Annotated in this window: 20 protein-coding genes; 12 read left to right on the top strand and 8 right to left on the bottom strand. The window is 40.5% G+C overall.

What is annotated here, in order from left to right:
- The first annotated feature begins 358 nt into the window (after positions 1-358).
- From JOD03_RS10500 to JOD03_RS13885, 4 genes are all read left to right on the top strand, one after another.
- Entirely contained in the window at positions 359-1,177 is an 819-nt protein-coding gene (locus JOD03_RS10500) for a S1C family serine protease (protein WP_204590905.1), read from the top strand.
- A 184-nt stretch (positions 1,178-1,361) separates the two neighbouring features.
- Positions 1,362-2,660 carry a diguanylate cyclase domain-containing protein gene (locus JOD03_RS10495; protein ID WP_204590902.1) on the top strand — a complete coding sequence of 433 codons (1,299 nt, stop codon included), beginning with the start codon at positions 1,362-1,364 and terminating at the stop codon, positions 2,658-2,660.
- A gap of 256 nt (positions 2,661-2,916) precedes the next feature.
- Complete coding sequence (locus tag JOD03_RS10490) at positions 2,917-3,018, top strand: diguanylate cyclase (protein WP_204590900.1); 102 nt, start codon at positions 2,917-2,919, stop codon at positions 3,016-3,018.
- A gap of 3 nt (positions 3,019-3,021) precedes the next feature.
- On the top strand, positions 3,022-4,185 hold the full coding sequence (locus JOD03_RS13885; RefSeq protein WP_338032466.1) for a putative bifunctional diguanylate cyclase/phosphodiesterase: 1,164 nt from the start codon (positions 3,022-3,024) through the stop codon (positions 4,183-4,185).
- A gap of 32 nt (positions 4,186-4,217) precedes the next feature.
- On the opposite strand, the gene cydC is transcribed toward JOD03_RS13885, so the two are convergent.
- From cydC to JOD03_RS10470, 3 genes are all read right to left on the bottom strand, one after another.
- On the bottom strand, positions 4,218-5,903 hold the full coding sequence (gene cydC / locus JOD03_RS10480) for a thiol reductant ABC exporter subunit CydC (RefSeq protein WP_204590890.1): 1,686 nt from the start codon (positions 5,901-5,903) through the stop codon (positions 4,218-4,220).
- The gene (gene cydD, locus JOD03_RS10475; protein ID WP_239584949.1) at positions 5,900-7,606 is read right to left on the bottom strand and encodes a thiol reductant ABC exporter subunit CydD; all 1,707 of its coding nucleotides are present in this window, start codon (positions 7,604-7,606) and stop codon (positions 5,900-5,902) included. The genes cydC and cydD overlap by 4 nt, the downstream gene beginning before the upstream one ends.
- Before the next feature lie 118 nt (positions 7,607-7,724).
- Positions 7,725-8,030, bottom strand: coding sequence for a nucleoside triphosphate pyrophosphohydrolase (locus JOD03_RS10470; RefSeq protein WP_204590886.1), 306 nt, complete (start codon positions 8,028-8,030; stop codon positions 7,725-7,727).
- Between the two features lie 117 nt (positions 8,031-8,147).
- Here JOD03_RS10470 and JOD03_RS10465 point away from each other — a divergent pair, with 117 nt between their 5' ends.
- From JOD03_RS10465 to JOD03_RS10455, 3 genes are all read left to right on the top strand, one after another.
- Positions 8,148-8,531 carry an SET domain-containing protein gene (locus JOD03_RS10465; protein WP_204590884.1) on the top strand — a complete coding sequence of 128 codons (384 nt, stop codon included), beginning with the start codon at positions 8,148-8,150 and terminating at the stop codon, positions 8,529-8,531.
- Between the two features lie 117 nt (positions 8,532-8,648).
- Entirely contained in the window at positions 8,649-9,425 is a 777-nt protein-coding gene (locus tag JOD03_RS10460) for a sulfite exporter TauE/SafE family protein (RefSeq protein ID WP_204590882.1), read from the top strand.
- 85 nt (positions 9,426-9,510) lie between these two features.
- On the top strand, positions 9,511-10,377 hold the full coding sequence (locus JOD03_RS10455) for an aldo/keto reductase (RefSeq protein ID WP_204590909.1): 867 nt from the start codon (positions 9,511-9,513) through the stop codon (positions 10,375-10,377).
- Positions 10,378-10,417: 40 nt separating this feature from the next.
- Here JOD03_RS10455 and JOD03_RS10450 read toward each other — a convergent pair whose 3' ends face one another.
- Both JOD03_RS10450 and JOD03_RS10445 read right to left on the bottom strand, forming a co-directional pair.
- Positions 10,418-12,544 carry a sensor domain-containing diguanylate cyclase gene (locus tag JOD03_RS10450; RefSeq protein WP_204590880.1) on the bottom strand — a complete coding sequence of 709 codons (2,127 nt, stop codon included), beginning with the start codon at positions 12,542-12,544 and terminating at the stop codon, positions 10,418-10,420.
- Between the two features lie 91 nt (positions 12,545-12,635).
- On the bottom strand, positions 12,636-13,181 hold the full coding sequence (locus JOD03_RS10445) for a hypothetical protein (RefSeq protein ID WP_204590878.1): 546 nt from the start codon (positions 13,179-13,181) through the stop codon (positions 12,636-12,638).
- A 60-nt stretch (positions 13,182-13,241) separates the two neighbouring features.
- On the opposite strand from JOD03_RS10445, the gene JOD03_RS10440 reads away from it, so the two are divergent.
- The 3 genes from JOD03_RS10440 to JOD03_RS10430 all read left to right on the top strand — a co-directional run bounded on the left by JOD03_RS10440 (position 13,242) and on the right by JOD03_RS10430 (position 15,539).
- Positions 13,242-14,195 (top strand): phosphatidate cytidylyltransferase, encoded by a 954-nt coding sequence (locus JOD03_RS10440; protein ID WP_204590876.1) that lies wholly within the window; start codon positions 13,242-13,244, stop codon positions 14,193-14,195.
- Positions 14,196-14,273: 78 nt separating this feature from the next.
- Positions 14,274-14,858, top strand: coding sequence for a hypothetical protein (locus JOD03_RS10435; protein ID WP_204590874.1), 585 nt, complete (start codon positions 14,274-14,276; stop codon positions 14,856-14,858).
- A 156-nt stretch (positions 14,859-15,014) separates the two neighbouring features.
- Positions 15,015-15,539: an NUDIX hydrolase gene (locus tag JOD03_RS10430; RefSeq protein ID WP_338032465.1), complete on the top strand. Its 525-nt coding sequence runs from the start codon at positions 15,015-15,017 to the stop codon at positions 15,537-15,539.
- Between the two features lie 22 nt (positions 15,540-15,561).
- On the opposite strand, the gene JOD03_RS10425 is transcribed toward JOD03_RS10430, so the two are convergent.
- Positions 15,562-15,798: a hypothetical protein gene (locus tag JOD03_RS10425; RefSeq protein ID WP_204590872.1), complete on the bottom strand. Its 237-nt coding sequence runs from the start codon at positions 15,796-15,798 to the stop codon at positions 15,562-15,564.
- A 122-nt stretch (positions 15,799-15,920) separates the two neighbouring features.
- Between JOD03_RS10425 and JOD03_RS10420 the strand changes: the two genes are divergently transcribed.
- Both JOD03_RS10420 and rpmG read left to right on the top strand, forming a co-directional pair.
- Positions 15,921-17,042, top strand: coding sequence for a GTP-binding protein (locus JOD03_RS10420; protein ID WP_204590870.1), 1,122 nt, complete (start codon positions 15,921-15,923; stop codon positions 17,040-17,042).
- Positions 17,043-17,054: 12 nt separating this feature from the next.
- Positions 17,055-17,204, top strand: coding sequence for a 50S ribosomal protein L33 (gene rpmG, locus JOD03_RS10415; protein WP_066461706.1), 150 nt, complete (start codon positions 17,055-17,057; stop codon positions 17,202-17,204).
- A 33-nt stretch (positions 17,205-17,237) separates the two neighbouring features.
- Here rpmG and JOD03_RS10410 read toward each other — a convergent pair whose 3' ends face one another.
- Positions 17,238-18,044 (bottom strand): undecaprenyl-diphosphate phosphatase, encoded by an 807-nt coding sequence (locus JOD03_RS10410; protein ID WP_204590868.1) that lies wholly within the window; start codon positions 18,042-18,044, stop codon positions 17,238-17,240.
- A 17-nt stretch (positions 18,045-18,061) separates the two neighbouring features.
- A complete protein-coding gene (locus tag JOD03_RS10405) occupies positions 18,062-18,646 on the bottom strand; it encodes a hypothetical protein (protein ID WP_204590866.1) in 585 nt (194 codons plus the stop codon).
- Between the last annotated feature and the right edge of the window lie 219 nt (positions 18,647-18,865).

The following is an 18,865-nucleotide window of genomic DNA, read 5'->3' as shown; positions in this document are numbered from 1 at the left end:
CTGGTCCACCCGTTCAGTATGTCTTTCAGACATGGCCAGTAAAAGCGCCTTATAGGCGCAGAGCAAACCACCAGTTCTACTGGTGGTTATGATTTGAAAAAAATGGCAACTTGGAAATCCAATGATGCGTGACAACCGTTATATAAGAAAGGGGGGAAGACATGTCATTTGAAGAGTTGGTAGAGACATATACATTTTAATCTGACGACCCTGACTATTAAACTGCTCAAGAACTATTCAATAGGTTTATGAATTTGGAAAGGTCGATTGAGAAAGAATTAGAAAAATAAGAAGAATAACCCTATGAAGTATCCTAATATGATTATATAATTTGAAGAAAACGACTGTGAGGAAGAAGATGGATAATCATCAAACATCTGAGAAAGAAACATCACCGTGGAAATCACGCATCAAAGCAACAGGACTAGTTGTCATCGGGGTTCTGTTGGGGCTCAATCTAAGTGGGTTCTATTTTAATGAACAAGAAACGGTGGTTGCCTTACCTGTTTCATCTCAACTAGAAATGAATGGACTGCCGGATTATTCAAGTAACTTTAAAGCCTTAGATCCACTTGTCATGGTGATTGAAGGAGAAACTGGATGGGGCTCTGGATTTTTGTATACGGATGGTGGATACGTGATCACTAATGCTCACGTCGTCACGGATGGTCTAGACGTTACCGTGTGGAACTCCTTCTCACATCCTTCTGACGGAACCGTGGTAGGGATATCTGAATTCATGGACATTGCATTGATTCACGTACCAGATTATGAAGGCAATGAAGGCGTCCCGATTAACCGAGAATTAAATGTTCAGCCAGGAATCCCTATCCTTACAATTAGTACTCCTTACGATAACCAGAACACAGGAGCTGTAGGGTATATCACGGGCCGTAAAAGATCCGTAGAAATGGAAAGTGCGTCAAACTATAACCAATTCATTCAGTTTGATGCACAAGTCGCATCAGGCAGTAGTGGGGGGCGACTATTTGATGCGAAATCAAGTGAAGTAATTGGAGTCATTACGCAAACTGGTGGTGACTTTGGAGAAATCAAATATGCGATTCCTGTAGAAGATGCCTTGTACTTTGTGGATCGTTGGTTAAAGAAACCTATGCAGGCGAAAACCATTGAAGAGGTTCAATCAAACTTGAAACAGCTTTATGAATGGGAATAAATGAAGCCCTTCTTCAAAATAAAGGAAGAAGGGCTTTGTTGCGCATATTTCTATGGTAATAATCATAAATATAATAGAATGTGTCACAAAATACTCACTTTATTTGCGAAAAATTCGATTTTTAAAGGGTATATAGTATATAATCAAACCAATTATTGTTTTTTTGGGAAAAGGGGAAATGGGTATGCAACAATTCTTCGATTCGTATCTATCTGAAGGATTAAAAATGATACGCTTATTTGACTATGTCGATGACTTGGTGTTTTTAATGAAAGTAGAGCCACGAGGAATTTCCTACCAATATATTAACCAAGCTGTAAAAGATATTTTGTTGTTTGATGAATCAAAAATCAACAAAACTCTGCAAGAAATCATTTCAAATAAAGAAGAAGCTGACCTTCTTCATGCCCAGTACATGCAAGTAGCTACTTCACGAGAACCCGTAAAGTTTATTCATGAACTTGTTAATCCTACCCGCAAATTTATCGGAGACACTACCCTTTACCCTGTCTTAAATGAAGACCGAACATGTTTGTATATTTTAGCGATTGTAAAAGACATCACTGAGAAGTACCAGTTAGAACAAAAACTCCGAGAAAACGAAGAGCGGTATCGACTCATTGCAGAAAACTCATTAGATGTAATTAAATTAATTAGTCCTGAAGGAATTATTGATTATGTGTCTCCTTCCAGTGAAGAAATTGTGGGATTCCAACCATCAGATTATTTAGGTCATCATTTTAGTGAATTTCTAGCTGATGAAGATAAAAATCGAATTGTGCAATCATTTGAAGAAGTCGCACTGCTGGCGAAACCCATTACAGTTGAAGTGAAACACCGTCATCAACAAGGTCACTTTATTTGGATGGAAATTATTGCGACTCCCGTTTTAAAAGATGGGCAAGTGACCCAAGTCGTAACTTCTGCACGTGACATATCTGAACGAATGGAATATCGTGAGAAGCTTGCTAAAATGGCTTTTCATGATTATTTGTCAGGTCTTCCGAACCGCCGCCTATTCGAAGATCGATTAAACATGGCCCTTCGACATGCAAGTCGTCATGGAGAACGTGTTGGGCTGATTTTACTGGACGGACGAAATTTTAAACGAATCAACGACACCTATGGACATGAAGTCGGCGATGAAGTTATCGTGAAGATAGCACGCCGTTTAGAGCAATCAGTCCGGGAAGTTGATACCGTCGCACGTCTTGGAGGAGACGAATTTGCAATTGTGTTACCCGAATTGATTAAAGAAAGCGATGCAATTCGAATTGCAGAGCGTATCGTTCAAGTTTTTGAAGAGCCTTGTGTAATTAATGGATACACTATTGAATTTAAAGTAGACCTTGGGATTGCTGTCTATCCAGACCATACCCAAGATCAGAAAGAACTGATTCGTTTCGCAGATGAAGCCATGTACACAATCAAAGCGGATACAAAATCATCTTACTTTATGTATGGAACAACTACTCTCGTTTAGTCTCTAGTACCTAAGGTCTGACATCTTCAGGCCTTTTTTTTATGTATTTATCTTCTATTTGCTACAAATCAGCTATCCTTTGATATAATTAGGAGACTGAAAATTCTTTCAAGTTGGCAATTAAAAGGTGGGTAGGTATGGAAAACACGAATCAGACGCACGCATTTGAAACGCATTTTTCAAAACAGGATTTGCAAACGCTACTTTTGGTAAAGACATCACACTGCTCAAAAAACATCAAGAAATGATGCATTATATGGCATACTATGATAGCTTGACGGGTTTAGGAAACCAACGTCTTTTCAACGAAGAACTAAAGCAAAAGGTAGACCCATCCACTGAGCAAGAGTTTGCCTAATGGATTGTAGACCTTGATCGCTTTAAATTCATCAATGACCATTTAGGGCACGAAGCAGGTGACCGGTTGATCACTTCTTTTTCGGAGAGGTTGAAAGCTGTCATTGGAGATCGTGGTCAAGTGTTTCGCTATGGAGGCGATGAATTTGCTATTCTCACACCGATGGAATCCGAACTTGCCATTAAATTGATGGCTGTAGAGGTCATCTCCGAGCTGACGAAATCGTATGATATCGATGGATTCTCCACTATTTTGACAGCTAGTGTAGGTATAAGCTTCTACCCACGACATGGGAAGGAACAACAGGAGTTGATTCGGGCAGCAGATCATGCGATGTATCACGCCAAAAAGTACGGACGAAATACATTTAAACTGTATAGTTCAGACATTGAAGGATTAGCACATTCTGATTTACGCATGGAAAATCTTTTGCATCAAGCACTCGAAAATAAAGAATTTGTTTTATACTATCAACCACAATATCATGCAAATACAAATAAGATTCATGGAATTGAAGCATTGATTCGCTGGAACAATCCTGAACTTGGCATGGTTCCCCCAGATGTCTTCATTCCGATTGCTGAAGAAACAGGTGCTATCGTACAGATCGGCGAATGGGTGATTGAAGAAGCTTGTCGCCAAAATGCAGAGTGGCAAAAGAAAGGTTTTCCGGCAACTCCTATAGCTGTCAACCTCTCTCTTCGTCAATTCTATCAAGCCGATCTTCAAGAAAAAATCAAAGCAATTTTAAAACGAACTGGATTGGGACCCCGCTGTCTAATGCTTGAAATAACAGAGACGATTGCTATGCAAGAAGACATCGCTGCTGAGATATTACGTGATTTGAAGACGTTAGGAGTCCGCATTGCGATGGACGACTTTGGGACTGGTTATAGTTCCCTTCGTTACTTGCAGAACTTTTCGATTGATCACATCAAGATTGATAAGGCGTTTACAGATAAACTTTCGACGAGAGAAGGGCGTGCCATCATCGCCACTATTATTTCCCTCGGACATCACTTGGATATGACGGTTGTTGCTGAAGGAGTTGAAACACCTTATCAAGTTCATCAACTACGGGAACTTGGGTGTGATGTGTTTCAGGGCTATTATTACAGTCGACCGCTTCCTCCTGAAGATTTGATTGAACAATTATTTGGAAAGTAAAAAGCTGCCCTTCGACAGAAGGACAGCTTTTTTCATAGAATGGTACTTTCAATTTGTTTCATTTCATAGAACACACCTTTTTGGGTCATCAGTTCTTCATAGGACCCTTTCTCGACAATCTGTCCATGATCTAGCACTACGATTTGGTCCATTTGTTCGAGACCTGAGAGTTTATGACTGACTAATACAATCGTAGACCCCATACTATGTTTCCACAATTCGTCTGTTAGGTTTTTTTCTGTTTGATAATCTAGACTTGTGAAGGGTTCGTCGAAAAGGTAAATCGCTTTTTTCGTGAGGAACAGACGAGCTAGTGCTAGTCGCTGTTTTTCCCCACCTGATAAGTTCTCCCCACGTTCAAACACTGGTGCATCGAGTTCAATTATGAACTGCGCCTTTTCGAGAGCGTCCTGAAGTTCTTGATCTTGTGCGTTCGGGTTTGCAATCGCCAAGTTTTCTCGAATTGTTCCGTAGAAGAAATGGCTAGTTTGTAACTGAACACCCACCACATTCCATAAGGATTCAGGATCAAGGGCGGTGAGAGACTGGTGATTCACACGAATGTCTCCACTCGTTGGAGACGCCATGCCTGCAAGTAATTGAAGCAATGTCGATTTACCAGAACCACTAGCCCCTACTAATGCCGTCCGTGTTCCTGCTATCAATTCCAGATTCAAGTTTTTTAAAGTGAATCGGTCGGCCTCTGGGTAAAGATAGTTTACATTTTGTACATGAAGTGAATACGCAGACGCTTGATTTAACTTTTCATAGTGGTGAGGCGGTTGTTCATCTACGACCACTTGAAGTCGGTTCAGTGCCTGACGACTTTCATGAAGATGTCCTGGCACACCGGCAATCGGTACGGCGGTTTCAAACGACGTCAATGCAACAAGTGTCAGCATGGCTAAAAACAGCCCATTCAATTCACCTTGTGCTACTAAGTAAGCACCGACAGCTAATATACCAAACGCTGTTAAGGAAGCAACAGAAGCATTTAATGTCTGACTCCACAATTGCACGTTTCCAACTTGACGTTGTTCGCGTATATACGCCTCTTGTGCTTGTTGCACTGCCTGTTCTTTTTGTTTCACTTGATTGTGCAATTTCAATTCCCGAAATCCGGCAATGTACTCCGCGGCTTCTGTAGCAACAGCCGCCCGTCTCACTAACACATCATTTCTTCTTAGTCTTTCGGAAAATAGTGCCGGTATGACAAGGGCGACAAGCAGAAACCCGAGAATCATAACGAGAGCTAACCAGATTGAGAAGAACAACGTGAAAAACACGGTCGCTAAAAATACGACAGCCGTGACAAGTGGTGGATAGACCACGCGCAAGAAGAAATTCTGAATAATCTCGACATCACTCACAAAGCGGCTGAGTAAGTCACCACTGCGATAGCGTGTGAAAATTTGCGGCACTAGGGGACTCAGCTGTGCAAAGAAGTGCTCGCGAATACGACTGAGCGCTTGAAACGTCACGCGATGCGAAATCAAGCGTTCAAAATATTTACTGGATGATTTCACCGCTCCAAACAACTTAAGAAATGCAGTTAAAATTAAAATCGTATAAAACGGTGGGGACAATGCAGCTTGAGAAATCAAAAATCCACTTTGAGCAAACAACGCAATGGCTGTTAATCCACTAACTGCTCCTAGAGCTATGGCAATCGCTACATCTTTTCGTTCTTCTGCCAGTAAGCTAATTAGTTCTTTCATACGTCATCGCCTCCTTCTAATAAAGAAGCCGCATAAGCATTTTCGCGTATCACATGTTCAGGAGGCCCAAAAGCAACAAGACGACCGTCTTCAAGCACAGCGATTTTATCAGCTTTCCGAATGGTTGGTAGGCGGTGGGCAACCGTTATCACAGTGGCCGTTTCAGAAAGGCTCTCCATCGATTGTGATAGGATACGCTCGGTTTTCACATCAAGACCGATAGTCGGTTCATCATAAAAGACGAGAGCGGGCTTCTTGAGAAAGGAGCGGGCTAAAGCAATTCGTTGCTTTTCGCCACCGGATAATCCGCGCCCGCCTTCACCAACCGCTGTTGACCAACCTTGTGGAAGGGTGCTGATCAGTTCTGTTAAACCGGACGCTTCAATAGCGTGCTTCAATTCATCATCGGATGAAACAGTACCCATCTCAATGTTTTCGCGGATTGTCCCTGAAAATAGATAAGGATGTTGAGAGATATACGTTGTCTGATCCCACCAACTGGACTCATCGACTGTATTGCGTTCCTTTCCGTTTACCACTATTGTTCCAGTAAATGGATCATAAAGTCCGGCTAAAACGCCAAGGAGTGTCGTTTTCCCTTGTCCTGAAGGGCCTATAATAACGAGCCGTTCATTCGGTAGTGCTTCAAGTGCATCAATTTGTAAGGTAAATTCACCACCATATGAGTAAGTAGCCTTGTTTAAATCTAAACGAATTGGAGAGCGGAGAGGTGATGAGCCCCACTTCACAGATTTCTCTTTAGCATCCAATTCTTCTTTTAATTTTTCGGCAGCCGCTAAACTCCCACGACCTGTATGGAATGCGGCCCCAAGCTCTTTCAAGGAGTTGTAGTACTCAGGCGCAATTGCTAATACAAAAAATGCTGGAGCAAATGCGAGCGTTTCAAACACGAGCATCTGGAAGCCGATCTCTAGAGCTAGCAATCCAATTCCCAATGTGATGATCAGTTCAATAAAGAACGAGGAAGCAAAAGCGATTTTCAGAATCGACAACGTCGTTTTTTGAAAGCCCGCATTGGTTTCTTTTAGAACAGTAGCCTGTTCTTTGCCGCGTCCGAAAAGCTTTAAGGTTTGAAGTCCTTGCAAGATGTCTAAAAACTTCCCAGAAAAGAATGAGAGCTCTGCCAATTGGCGGTCGGATTTTTGTTGTGTCTTTAAACCAACTAAAATATACGAAATCGGTATAAATGGAGCGGTGATCAACATGATCCATCCGCTGTTAGGATTCACTATAAATACACTAATTAAAATTGCCAAAGGAACAATCGTTGTTTTAATCACTTGCGGAACATATTCTCTGAAGTAGGGATCAAGCTGATCCACGTAATCGATTAATGTCGTTAATTTTTCTCCAGTTTGATTGCGTCCTTTTTCAGATACTGGTTGTTTTGTCCATTTCGATAATAAGTCGTTACGTATCGATTTTCGGACAGTTAATGATAAGTGTAGGCCTAAACGAGCATTGCTGTAGTTTACTACTGAACGAATGAGCAATGCCCCAACTAGAATGACAAGAAAAAAACTAATTTCTTCAAAAGAGACGTCCTGTACAAATACACCATCGACTACTTGCACGATAGCATAGCTTTGTACGATAATAGCTGCGGCTAAAACGCCTGTAAGAAGAAATAGAATGATTAGTACCGTTCGATATTGGAAGGCCCACGCTTGGAGCGCTTTCATTGGCTTCACCTCTTACTCCTTATTATACGGATTCTTCGCTGTCTATACACTTCTCAGGGCTTAGAAATGGACTAGGATTTGAAGGAACTGTGACAACGAGAAAGCCCCGTTTCCAAAGTTAGGAATCGAGGCTTGTGTTAGGTATAGCTTGTCCTTGATCAAAAGCACCTTGTTCTGTTTTTTTACGTCTGCGTACCATTTCAAGTTCTTCAAATGTCATATTATGAGCGGGAAGTAGTGCGTGGACAAGCTCAACTAAATCAACAAGTTCTTGAACAGCCTTCCGGTCTGTCTCAGCTTTTTGGTAATTTTCTGCTGTAGCAAGAAGGCGTTGTTGCAAAGCAACTCGATAAGCTGTTCCTTTTAACCTTTCAGGCTTTTCCATCTTCAGTTCTGGACATTTGTCTCGTACTAATTTCATCATTGGCATTCGCTCCTCAAAAAGAAAGTACTTTTCTATACCCGATTTTTTAAGATTTAGACTCAATTGAACGAACGTGGTACAGTAGGGAAGACAAATCTAGGAAAAGCAGGTACTTGTATGATTGAAATTAAATGGTCTCCATTAGGCGAAGGTGAAATGAACAGAGGCGTGTTTGCAAAACAAACGATCACAAAGGGTACATTGTTCCATCAAGCCCCGGTCTTAGCCTATCCGAATGAAGAACATCAGTATATTGAAAAAACGCATCTTGCAGACTATGCATTTGAATATGGGATTGGCCGTTCTGCGATCTTGCTTGGATACGGGATGCTGTTTAATCATTCGTATACACCAAATGCGACGTATGAAATCAATTTTGACAACCAAACGTTTGATTTTTATGCGTATACGGATATTGCTGAAGGAGAAGAGATTCTCATCAATTACAATGGCGATGTCGATGATCAAGACGAACTTTGGTTTAATAAAGAAGAGAAGTAATACTCCTAGCTGTCCTTTCAAAAGGGCAGCTTTTTTTAGTAAAATGCATAGGTTGACATTTTGTCGCATACACTTTAATATACCTATAGGGGTATTTAAAGGGGAGAAGGAATAGAGATGAGTATCGAATTTGTCGTTGTCATCTTTTTAATCGGGTTCATCGGTTCATTTATTTCAGGAATGGTCGGCATCGGAGGCTCGATTATCAAGTATCCTATGCTTCTCTATATTCCACCGATGCTAGGATTCGCAGCGTTTTCAGCGCATGAAGTATCTGGAATCAGTGCCATCCAAGTATTTTTTGCAACAATTGCAGGTGTCTGGGCGTACCGTAAGAGTGGGTATCTCAATAAAACACTGATTACGTATATGGGTGGAGCTATTTTAATTGGTAGTTTTATTGGAGGATACGGTTCTACGTTAATTTCAGAAGGCGCAATCAACATCGTATATGCGGTACTTGCGACTTTGGCTGTCATCATGATGTTCTTACCGAAGAAAAACTTAGATGATCGTCCAGTCGAAGAAATTGTCTTTTCGAAATGGTTGGCTGCAGGGCTTGCTTTTATAGTAGGGATTGCAGCAGGAATTGTGGGAGCAGCTGGAGCATTTATTTTAGTTCCGATCATGCTTGTCGTCTTAAAAATTCCAACGCGAATGACAATTGCAACATCCTTAGCAATCACATTTATTTCATCCATTGGTTCTACCATCGGAAAAATTGCAACTGATCAGATCCTCTATGGACCTGCAGCGGTCATGATTGTGGCAAGTGTTCTCGCAGCACCACTCGGGGCGAAAATTGGTCAAAAAATGAATACGAAATACCTCCAATGGATTCTAGCAGGGCTAATTTTAGCGACAGCTATAAAAATTTGGTTGGATATTTTGTAAGAGTACGCTATTCTTTTCCTAATAAGAAAAGAGTAGCGTCTTTTCGTATGAAGGAGGAATTGCAGTGAAGGATAATCCATTTGTAATGGGCTGTATGCGCATCAACGAGTTGACGGATCAGGAACTGACAGAATGGGTACAACATGCACTTGAGTTAGGAATTCATACATTTGATCACGCCGATATTTATGCCCGCGGGGAATGTGAAACACGATTCGGAAACGTCATCAAAAACGAACCATCGTTGCGTGACAAGATGGTGCTACAAACAAAAGCTTCTATTCGAGCGGGATATTATGATAGTTCTAAAGAACACCTCTTATCATCAGTAGATGCAAGTCTTTCACGTCTTCAGACAGATTACATCGACGTCTTCATGCTACATAGACCTGATGCATTGATGGAGCTTGATGAGATTGCCGATGTATTTGATACGCTTGCAGGTTCTGGAAAAGTTCGTTCATTCGGTGTAAGTAATTTCAACCGCTATCAACTAGAATGGTTGCAAGCAGCGACACATCAGCCAATTGAAATCAATCAATTACAGTTTAGTCCTGTACACTCTTCATTGTTGACTACAGGAATTCAAGCCAACACGGAATTTTCAGGAGCCATAGATCGAGATGGGGGTGTATTAACCTATTGCCAACAACAATCCATTCGCATTCAGGCCTGGTCACCGTTCCAGTTTGGTTTCTTTGAAGGGGTATATCTGGATCACCCACGTTTCCCTGAACTCAATAAAGTGTTAGAAGAACTTGCTACACATTACGGTGTAACAAAATCAGCGATTATAGCAGCTTGGATTCTCCGCCATCCTGCCAATATGCAGGTCGTTGCAGGCTCAACAAAAGTGAACCGTATCAAAGAAATCGTTGCCGGAGCAGAAATCACACTGTCGCGAAAAGATTGGTATACAATCTACCAAGCAGCAGGGAACCGTCTGCCATAAACAAAAAGTGCTTTCCTAGAAAAACTAGGGAAGCACTTTTCTATTCACTGCCATAGGCCACGACTTGATTTCGTCCTGCTTCTTTCCCAATATAAAGTGCTTTGTCTGCACGTTCAATGAGTTCATCTACATGCCAATCTTTTGAAGAATACGTAGCAATACCAATCGTTGCTGTAATATGAATCGAAATCGTATTGAAACGTATCTCGAGTTCTTCAATGGATTGACGTAAACGCTCTCCAATCGTTCGTGCATCCTGCAAATCTGTGTTTGGCAAGAGCATTAAAAACTCTTCGCCACCCCAACGAGCTGTAACGTCCGATTGCCGGGTGAAGGACTGAAAGTGCCGACTGAGTGCTTGGAGAACGTAATCACCGCAGCTATGACCGTATGAATCGTTTACTTCTTTGAAGTGATCTAAATCAATGACTAAGATAGAGAACGACTTATTGGATTTATGGTACGTCTCCATGGACTGCGTAAGTAACTGTTTCATGTGGCGCATATTGTACAAGTTTGTTAAAGGATCTGTCTTTGCCAGATGTTCCAATTTACGAGTTTGAAGTTGCAATTCTTCTGACTTCAGCATATTACTCATTGCAATGGATAGATACAAAGCCAGTAAACGCAGCATTTCAATCTGACGTTCACTAAAGGCATCTTGCTCATAACTCTGCACTGTCATAGAGCCAATCGTCTCATCATTCATGCTGAGCGGTAAGAAATGGATAGAACGCGGATTTTTATCCGGAAATCCAGATTCTCGAGGTGTATAGTCTTCGTCTACGACAGCTTTTCTAATATGAATTTCTTGGTTTTCCCGAATGCAGCGCACTGACAGACTGGAGGTGTCTTGAATGCTTTTATTGCTAAGGGAAAGGAGTGTACCCTGTTCAACAAATGCACGGTACTCGACTTCTTGGGTTTCTTTATTGTATAGACATAAACCGAAGATATCTGCATCCATCAAGCGATTTAAATCAAGATAAACTGAATACATCGCTTCTGCGTCTTCTTGATTCGCGATGATACGGCGACCAATCTCACTGACAGTCTTCAAATCTTGGTAGGAGTCTTCTAGTACTTGCGCTCGAATTGAAGCTTCTTCCGACTCACGCTTCAATTGCAATCGCTCGATCTCCGCTTCCCGTTGCATGCGTTCTACTTGAGCTTCTGTCATATAACGAGAGAGTTGATCTTTTACTTCTTTTGTTTTAATTTGTTCAGTCACTTCGTTATAACGCAGTAGATATTGGTAAGCTCTTTTATACTCTTCTGATGCATAATAGACATCCGACATCTTTTGTAAGATTTCTTGAGTTAATAAGACTGCTTCTAAGGATTCGGCGATTTCTAATGCTTCTTTATAATTTTCTAATGCATGTGTGTAGTGACCTTGATCTGAATAGAGACCACCCATATCAATCAGAATTGTAGCTACTGCATACTTTGCATCTTGCTCTTGATACATTTTTAAAGCGAGTGCAAACGATTCATAAGCTTCTTCCCAATGCCTTTTATGTTTCGAGATCAATCCAAAGATACTATGACAATGTGCCAATGAATTGCGATCTTCTACTTTCGTTTGAAGTATTGTAAAGGCTTGTTTATTGAATTCTTCTGCTTCATCTATTTCCCCAAACTGTAGATGAAGATCTGCCACGTTCGATAGCAATAAAGGGACAATATCATGCTTTTGCTCTTGCGCCACAGCTAGTGCTTCTAAGAGCTGATTGTGTGCTTGTTTAAACTCCCCAAGTTCATAATAAATAAACCCAAGGTTGTTTAAATAGTGTGGGTCAATTGGCAAATCATATTTCTTGATTAGATATAAACCTTCTTCAAATGCATCCCCTGAACGCTTCAGGTCACCTAAGCTAGAGTATACATATCCAATTACTCGTTTTGCGTTGACGATCCATTCAATAGATTGATAGTGTTCAACGACTTGCAGGGTTTGATTGACGAGACTTAATGCCTCTGCGTTTTTCCCTTCATGGGCATGACAAAAAGCAAGCGTGATTTCAGCTTGTGCATATAGAAGTGCATTTTCTTTTTTAGTAGTAGTATTTAGAATATTTTGGCTGATGCGTGCAGCTTTTTTTGCGTCAGAGTGCACAGTGGACCAAGCGCTTTGAATCTGTGTATAGGAATCGATAGCTTCCATTGGGTCACATCCATATAAGTTCAATTATTTAGAATAGTATACCATTTCGGTAATTAGGAAACCATACATTGGAAATTAATTTGTTCGTCAACTAGCTCTTTTTTTGTGCTACATATTCTTGTAGTAATCCCTCATAGACTAAGTATGACGATAAAATTGTTCGAAAATCATTTGGTTCAACTAATGAAGGGAGCTTGGGCCAAAAGCGAATTCCAGCACGATGTAGAATTTCAGCAACAAATTGTGAACAAAAATAAGACCCTTTTGGTTCGAACGGAGCTTTTACTGCAACGCCAAAGACACCTAATAAATTATAAATCGTCTTTTTATTGTTTTTCTGAAATAATGCTATCATCCGCTCAATCTTTTGATATTGACGTGGGCTTACTTGGATTTCATAAAGCGCACATGTTGTATTAGGATACTTTTTATAGGTGCCGTTAAGGACATCTTCTTGGACAAAACCTGCTTGAAAAGGGTTGTTGGGTTTTTTGCGCCCAAAGCTATATAATTGAGTCAGTTCTTTATCGAGAGAGAGAGAAGAATGATTATAGGGAGCTTTCGTGTACGTTTTGATAGTCTTTGTAAAAACAGTACCTGTATCGGTTAATAAGATGTAGACAAATCGTTCATTCAAAGGGGATCCTCTCCTTCTGTTTGATACCAGGGGTGTGGGCAAATGTTGGTGGAGTATTTTATGAATTCGACATTTTATGTCGTCTATGTAGTATTTCTAGTGTTGATTGCAGTAAGTCTTCTTGTATCAGTTATAACATATTTTCAAAAGAGGAAAAATAAGGGCGCAAATAAATATGAAGAATTAGTGATCCGCACAAAGCTCTGGTGGGGGATGGCAACAATTTTTGGACTATCATTTTTAGTTCATCCGAATGTTTCATTGTTGTCACTAATGGTGCTATGCTTTTTAGCATTACGCGAATACTTTTCAATGCTCGAGACACGCAAGCATGACCGTAGACTTTTTATCTGGGCATACCTTGCAATCCCTATCAACTTTTACTGGATTTATATTGGATGGTACGGCATGTTTATTGTTTTTATTCCAATCTATGTATTCTTATTTCTGCCACTCGCTCGTCTATTTCAAAAAAGCAGTGCAGGATTTTTAAAATCTGTCAGTATGACACAGTGGGGGCTAATGCTTTTAGTATTTGGTTTAAGTCATTTAGCGTTGTTTGCAAAAATGCCAGAAATCACGCGTCATGATGTTGGAATTGCTACACAATACGGGGCTTTAATGGTTTTGTTCTTGATTCCGTTGACGCAGGCCAATGATGTGATTCAGTATATGGTTTCAAAAAAATGGGGCAAACGAAAAGTATTGCCAGTGGCTAATCCGGATTTGACGTGGGAGGGTGTTATGGCTGGGATACTCGGAACAACTTTGCTCGCGGTAGTGATAGCGCCATGGATTACTCCGATGTCTGTTCCATTTAGTGTTTTCGCTGGATTTTTGATTGGTGCGACAGGCTTCTTTGGAACGGCTGTCATGTCAGCGCTCAAACGAAACTTCTTTTTACGGGAGACAGTAGATGGACAAGTGATTGAAAGTAAGACGATTAATAAAGTGGATAGCTTAACATATACAGCACCCGTGTTTTTTCATTTGGTCTACTGGGCTATTTTTTAAAGCACCCTGCAGGGCGGATTTATTTATGGTAGACTGGTATTATCGAAATTGTCAGAAACTATATGGGAGTGTTCGAACATGTCAATGGAGTTACTAACGAAGCAGACAGCTGGCGTGATCAATGCGGTTACAAAGCAACCGAAATGGGAGAAAGAGACACTCCAACAAGGAATTCAAAAGATTCTTGTGGAGAAGCGCGCGAAAGTAGAGTCAGATGAAGTATATCTTGAGTCTTTGCTGCAAAACGTTGCGTTTTATATCAATCATACAAATGGGATGAACAACTTTTTCTTTCAAAGTATTGATAAAGAGACGTTTTATTCACCGGATAGCTTTAAAGTGTATTTAGGGAATCTCCGGACGATGGTGAAAGATCCGGAAGAGCTTCAAAAGATGATGGAGAAGCAGCGGGACTTCGTTTTAAAAGGTGAGACTGTAGAAGAACGGGCGCGTCACGCAGAGCTTGCGTATATGACGACGAAGATTGTGAATGACTTGCTGCTCGATTTCTTAACGACATTCTACCATCCAAACAATCGAGAACCTATGAAACCGTTCATGGAATATAGTGCGAAAGTGGTTGTCGAGACAGTCTTTAAATTCTGTAACACCTATGCATCTTTGCAAATCAATGAGTTGCCTGGTAAAGAGAAGTTAAACTAAATGAACAAAATCCTCTTCTGCATCGTCATAGCGGGAGAGGATTTTTTTTAGGGGGGGTTTAGAATGGGGGAGATGATCCGCACATTCACTAATGAGTATAGGTATATACAAGATAAAGAACGAGAGGAAGTGCACTGAGACGGCGATTGGCATGAAGTGTTTCATTGCTGGGTTCTCGAGAAGCGGCAAGGGGAGTGGTGGATTTATCTTCAACTTCGTAGTTTGCTGAAAAAAGATTATCCGGGCGATTTGGATATTACCGCAGCGGGACATATTGGAGCCCATGAAACTGCGGAAGAGGGTATCCGTGAGATGGATGAGGAGCTCGGTATACATGTGAACTATGGGGAGTTGATTTCGCTTGGAGTGATTCCTTATTGCATTCATACGAAAGATATTCATGATGCAGAGTTCGCGCATGTGTTTTTATATAAGCATTCCGGAACGATTGAAGATTTTGAGATTCAGCGTGAAGAGCTGGATGGATTGTATGCGACTCCACTCCATGATTTTTTAGAATTAATCGTTGGAAGTGTTGTTTCAATAACAGTTAAGGGATATAAGTTTGTCGGTGACACTCGAATAGATGAGGTCCGTTCAATTATGTTAAATGATTTAGGTACGTTGCCGAAAGATTACTTAAATCCGTTGAAGGAACTAATTGAAAAGCATATCAAGTAAGAGCCTCAAACCGGCTCTTTTTTTAGTCTCCCCATTTAAATGGCGTATAGCGCTTTTTGATTTTCTCGAGGTCGTGCATATTGTCTAGCCATTCTTCCATATAGCCACAACTCATGCAAAGATAGCGCCCAACTGGAGATGCTGTCAAAGCCCCTATTCCTGTATAAATATTATTCCCAATTTCATTGAGTTCAAGAATACCATGGACATGAAGAACTTCGTCATGGTTACATTTTGGACAAACTCCTGTATTTTTCATGATCAACACTCCTTTAAGTCATTTACGGAAAGCACATGTAAAAGTTTCGCTTGCACTAAGACAAGGAATAAAGTATTCTATAAAACGTAATGATTACGATTTGATAAGTGAGGGGCTTTACTATGAGAAAAATTCCTGTGACAGTATTAAGCGGTTATCTCGGAGCTGGAAAAACAACACTACTCAATCATATTCTCGCCAATCGAGCAGGACTGAAAGTAGCGGTTATTGTGAATGACATGAGCGAAGTCAATATAGATGCTGAACTTGTAAAACAAGGTGGCTTTCGTCATACAGAAGAGAAACTCGTAGAAATGCAAAATGGTTGTATTTGCTGTACACTGCGTGAAGATCTAATTCTAGAAGTACAAAAGCTCGTTGAAACAGGAGACATCGATTACCTGGTTATCGAATCTTCAGGAATCAGTGAGCCTATTCCAGTTGCACAAACATTTACTTATATCGATGAAACTGTTGGCATCGATTTAGGACAGATTAGCCGCTTAGATACAATGGTGACAGTTGTTGACGCAAATCGTTTCTGGCACGATTTCACTTCAGGCGAAACACTTCTTGACCGTAAAGAAGCCGTTGGAGAAGATGATGAGCGCGAAGTGGCGGATTTATTGATTGATCAGATTGAATTTGCGAACGTCATTTTAATTAATAAAGTCGATATGTTGAAAGAAGAAAATGTCGCGGAGTTAAAAGGTGTTATTCGTAAACTAAATCCTGGGGCAAAGATTTACGAGACAGATCATTCGAAAATTCCATTAGATTATGTACTAGACACAGGCTTATTTGATTTTGAAGAAGCAAGCCAAGGTGCTGGTTGGATCAAAGAGCTAAACGAAGAGCATATTCCAGAAACGGAAGAGTACGGGATTTCATCGTTTGTGTTTAGAGCTGAACGCCCTTTTCACCCCGAACGCTTAATGGATTGGTTGATGGAATGGCCAGTGGAAGTTGTTCGTGCAAAAGGATTTTTATGGATTGCGACTCGACCAAAAGATGCCATTTTACTTTCACAGGCTGGGCCAGCCATGACAATTGAAAAAATTGGACATTGGGAAGAAGACACAGATGCGTATTTAACAGAGCTTGTCTTAATCGGGATCAAGATGGAGCAAGAGACAATTCGTCAAGATCTTACTAGCTGTTTGTTGACCGAAGAAGAACTAAAACAAGACTGGTCGTCATTTAACGACACTCTGCCAGGTGCAGAAACGATTATTCAAAACTAGGAGGAAATAAAAATGCGAGTTAATATTACATTGGCATGTACTGAAACAGGAGACCGCAATTACATCACAACGAAAAATAAGCGTAACAATCCGGAGCGTATTGAATTGAAAAAATATTGCCCACGTTTGAAGCGTGTGACACTGCACCGTGAAACAAAATAAGAAGCGAGGACTTTTGTCCTCGCTTCTTTTTTGTTAACCAAAAATCAAGAATCCAAACCCTACAACTAAACAGTAGATGGTGAAATAAATCAGGTTTCCACGCGCCATGATATTCATGAACCACTTTAAAGCAAAGTAAGAGAAACCGAATGAGAATAGGAAAGCAAGTAAGTAAGGTAGCCACATATCACCAAGCGCAAGGTCCGGAATTTTTACTAGGATGAGACCTAAACTAATTGGGATAAACAATAAGAACGAGAAGCGAAGAGCGGTCTCTTGCTTCATCCCAAGACCCATTGCTGCAACGATGGTAGCACCAGAACGACTCACACCTGGGATTAAAGCGATCGCTTGTGCAAACCCTATAATAACTGCATCTTTCCAAGTCAAATCCCCATCATTTTTGCGCCCCTTCAAATTCCGAATAAAGAATAGAGCGATACCTGTAGCGATTAAAGCAACAGCTACAGTTTTTGACGATCTAAAAACGGAGGCGATGGTATCTTCGAACAACAGTCCAATCACTCCTGCAGGGATTGTGGCAATAATTAAGTAGAGCACAAACTGAAAATCTTTTTTTGTTTCTTCTGTTTTAACACGTACATAACTTAATGAGTTTGTAACTAAACGTATAAGATCTTTTCGGTAAATCGCGAGAACAGCAAGAAGTGATGCAAAGTTCATTAAAATCTCAAACGTAAAATCGTCTACACTCATGTTTAACCCAAATAATTCTTGAGCAATGACAAGGTGTCCACTAGACGAGACAGGGATGGGTTCAGTAAACCCCTGTAGGGAACCTAAAAATATGTACTTTAGTAAAATGATTAACTCTTCCATAGCCAACTCCTTAACTGTTAAAGCCCATCCTCTATCACAGGAATCGAATAATCACCAATGATTCTCTGTATAGCGCGAGAAGTCCGCCCATCTTCTGCACTGAATGGGATTGTAATTTCTTTATCTGGACTTACAAATGTAATAGATGTTACTCGGGTGGGATTTGGTTCATAATGACGCGTAATTTGAGAAACTTCAACCAACTCTATACGTTCAGAACTAAACTCCCCAAAATTTTGAGTTTCTATATAAGTTTCTTGAACAGATGAATAACTGAATAGCGAAAACAAGGCAATCGGTACACTGAGGAAGGCCAAAATCAAATGCACCCATTTTAGACGATAAGGCTTTCTCTTTTTATCTGCATAAACGATAGTCGCATACGCGCCTAGTGCAACAATTCCCAGCCAAGCAAAAGCAGCAGCCAACCCTTTAAAAGCTTCATCATGACGAATAACCGATAATGTATCATCCTTGAAAAATAGTAAATCTTGCATAAACAAAATAATAGGTATAGGTATAAACAAAGAGAAGATAAGCAACAAAATTCCGGAACTTAATAAAATAGGTTCACTATTCACCGGTTGTTTTTTTCGCTTCATTAGCTCTACACCCCTTTACAATGATGACAGAATTTCAAGTGCATGTCTAAAGGAAGTTGATCCATTTAAAAAGTTTTAGCGTTAGCCTCATAGAGTTCATTCATATTTCACAAACGTTTCGTATACTTAAACCGAATGTAAAGGAGGCCTTTCTATGAAAAAAATACTTCTATCAGTCACATTTTTAATTACTTTATTTTTTCAACAACTGCATTTGCA

It is taken from the genome of Chryseomicrobium aureum, assembly GCF_016909155.1.
GTDB lineage: Bacteria > Bacillota > Bacilli > Bacillales_A > Planococcaceae > Chryseomicrobium > Chryseomicrobium aureum.
The sequence above is the reverse complement of the archived record's forward strand: the minus strand, read 5'-3'. Positions and strand labels throughout refer to the sequence as shown.

Excerpts from the sequence above, each read along its gene's own strand:
- JOD03_RS10470 (WP_204590886.1), bottom strand. The coding sequence starts at position 8,030 with ATGATGAAATTAGTACGAGACAAATGTCCAGAACTGAAGATGGAAAAG.
- JOD03_RS10500 (WP_204590905.1), top strand. The coding sequence starts at position 359 with ATGGATAATCATCAAACATCTGAGAAAGAAACATCACCGTGGAAATCA.
- JOD03_RS10490 (WP_204590900.1), top strand. The coding sequence starts at position 2,917 with ATGGCATACTATGATAGCTTGACGGGTTTAGGAAACCAACGTCTTTTC.
- JOD03_RS10410 (WP_204590868.1), bottom strand. The coding sequence starts at position 18,044 with ATGGAAGAGTTAATCATTTTACTAAAGTACATATTTTTAGGTTCCCTA.
- JOD03_RS10420 (WP_204590870.1), top strand. The coding sequence starts at position 15,921 with ATGAGAAAAATTCCTGTGACAGTATTAAGCGGTTATCTCGGAGCTGGA.
- JOD03_RS10440 (WP_204590876.1), top strand. The coding sequence starts at position 13,242 with ATGAATTCGACATTTTATGTCGTCTATGTAGTATTTCTAGTGTTGATT.
- cydC (WP_204590890.1), bottom strand. The coding sequence starts at position 5,903 with ATGAAAGAACTAATTAGCTTACTGGCAGAAGAACGAAAAGATGTAGCG.
- JOD03_RS10425 (WP_204590872.1), bottom strand. The coding sequence starts at position 15,798 with ATGAAAAATACAGGAGTTTGTCCAAAATGTAACCATGACGAAGTTCTT.
- JOD03_RS10405 (WP_204590866.1), bottom strand. The coding sequence starts at position 18,646 with ATGAAGCGAAAAAAACAACCGGTGAATAGTGAACCTATTTTATTAAGT.
- JOD03_RS10455 (WP_204590909.1), top strand. The coding sequence starts at position 9,511 with ATGGGCTGTATGCGCATCAACGAGTTGACGGATCAGGAACTGACAGAA.
- rpmG (WP_066461706.1), top strand. The coding sequence starts at position 17,055 with ATGCGAGTTAATATTACATTGGCATGTACTGAAACAGGAGACCGCAAT.
- JOD03_RS10435 (WP_204590874.1), top strand. The coding sequence starts at position 14,274 with ATGTCAATGGAGTTACTAACGAAGCAGACAGCTGGCGTGATCAATGCG.
- JOD03_RS10465 (WP_204590884.1), top strand. The coding sequence starts at position 8,148 with ATGATTGAAATTAAATGGTCTCCATTAGGCGAAGGTGAAATGAACAGA.
- JOD03_RS10460 (WP_204590882.1), top strand. The coding sequence starts at position 8,649 with ATGAGTATCGAATTTGTCGTTGTCATCTTTTTAATCGGGTTCATCGGT.
- cydD (WP_239584949.1), bottom strand. The coding sequence starts at position 7,606 with ATGAAAGCGCTCCAAGCGTGGGCCTTCCAATATCGAACGGTACTAATC.
- JOD03_RS10495 (WP_204590902.1), top strand. The coding sequence starts at position 1,362 with ATGCAACAATTCTTCGATTCGTATCTATCTGAAGGATTAAAAATGATA.
- JOD03_RS10450 (WP_204590880.1), bottom strand. The coding sequence starts at position 12,544 with ATGGAAGCTATCGATTCCTATACACAGATTCAAAGCGCTTGGTCCACT.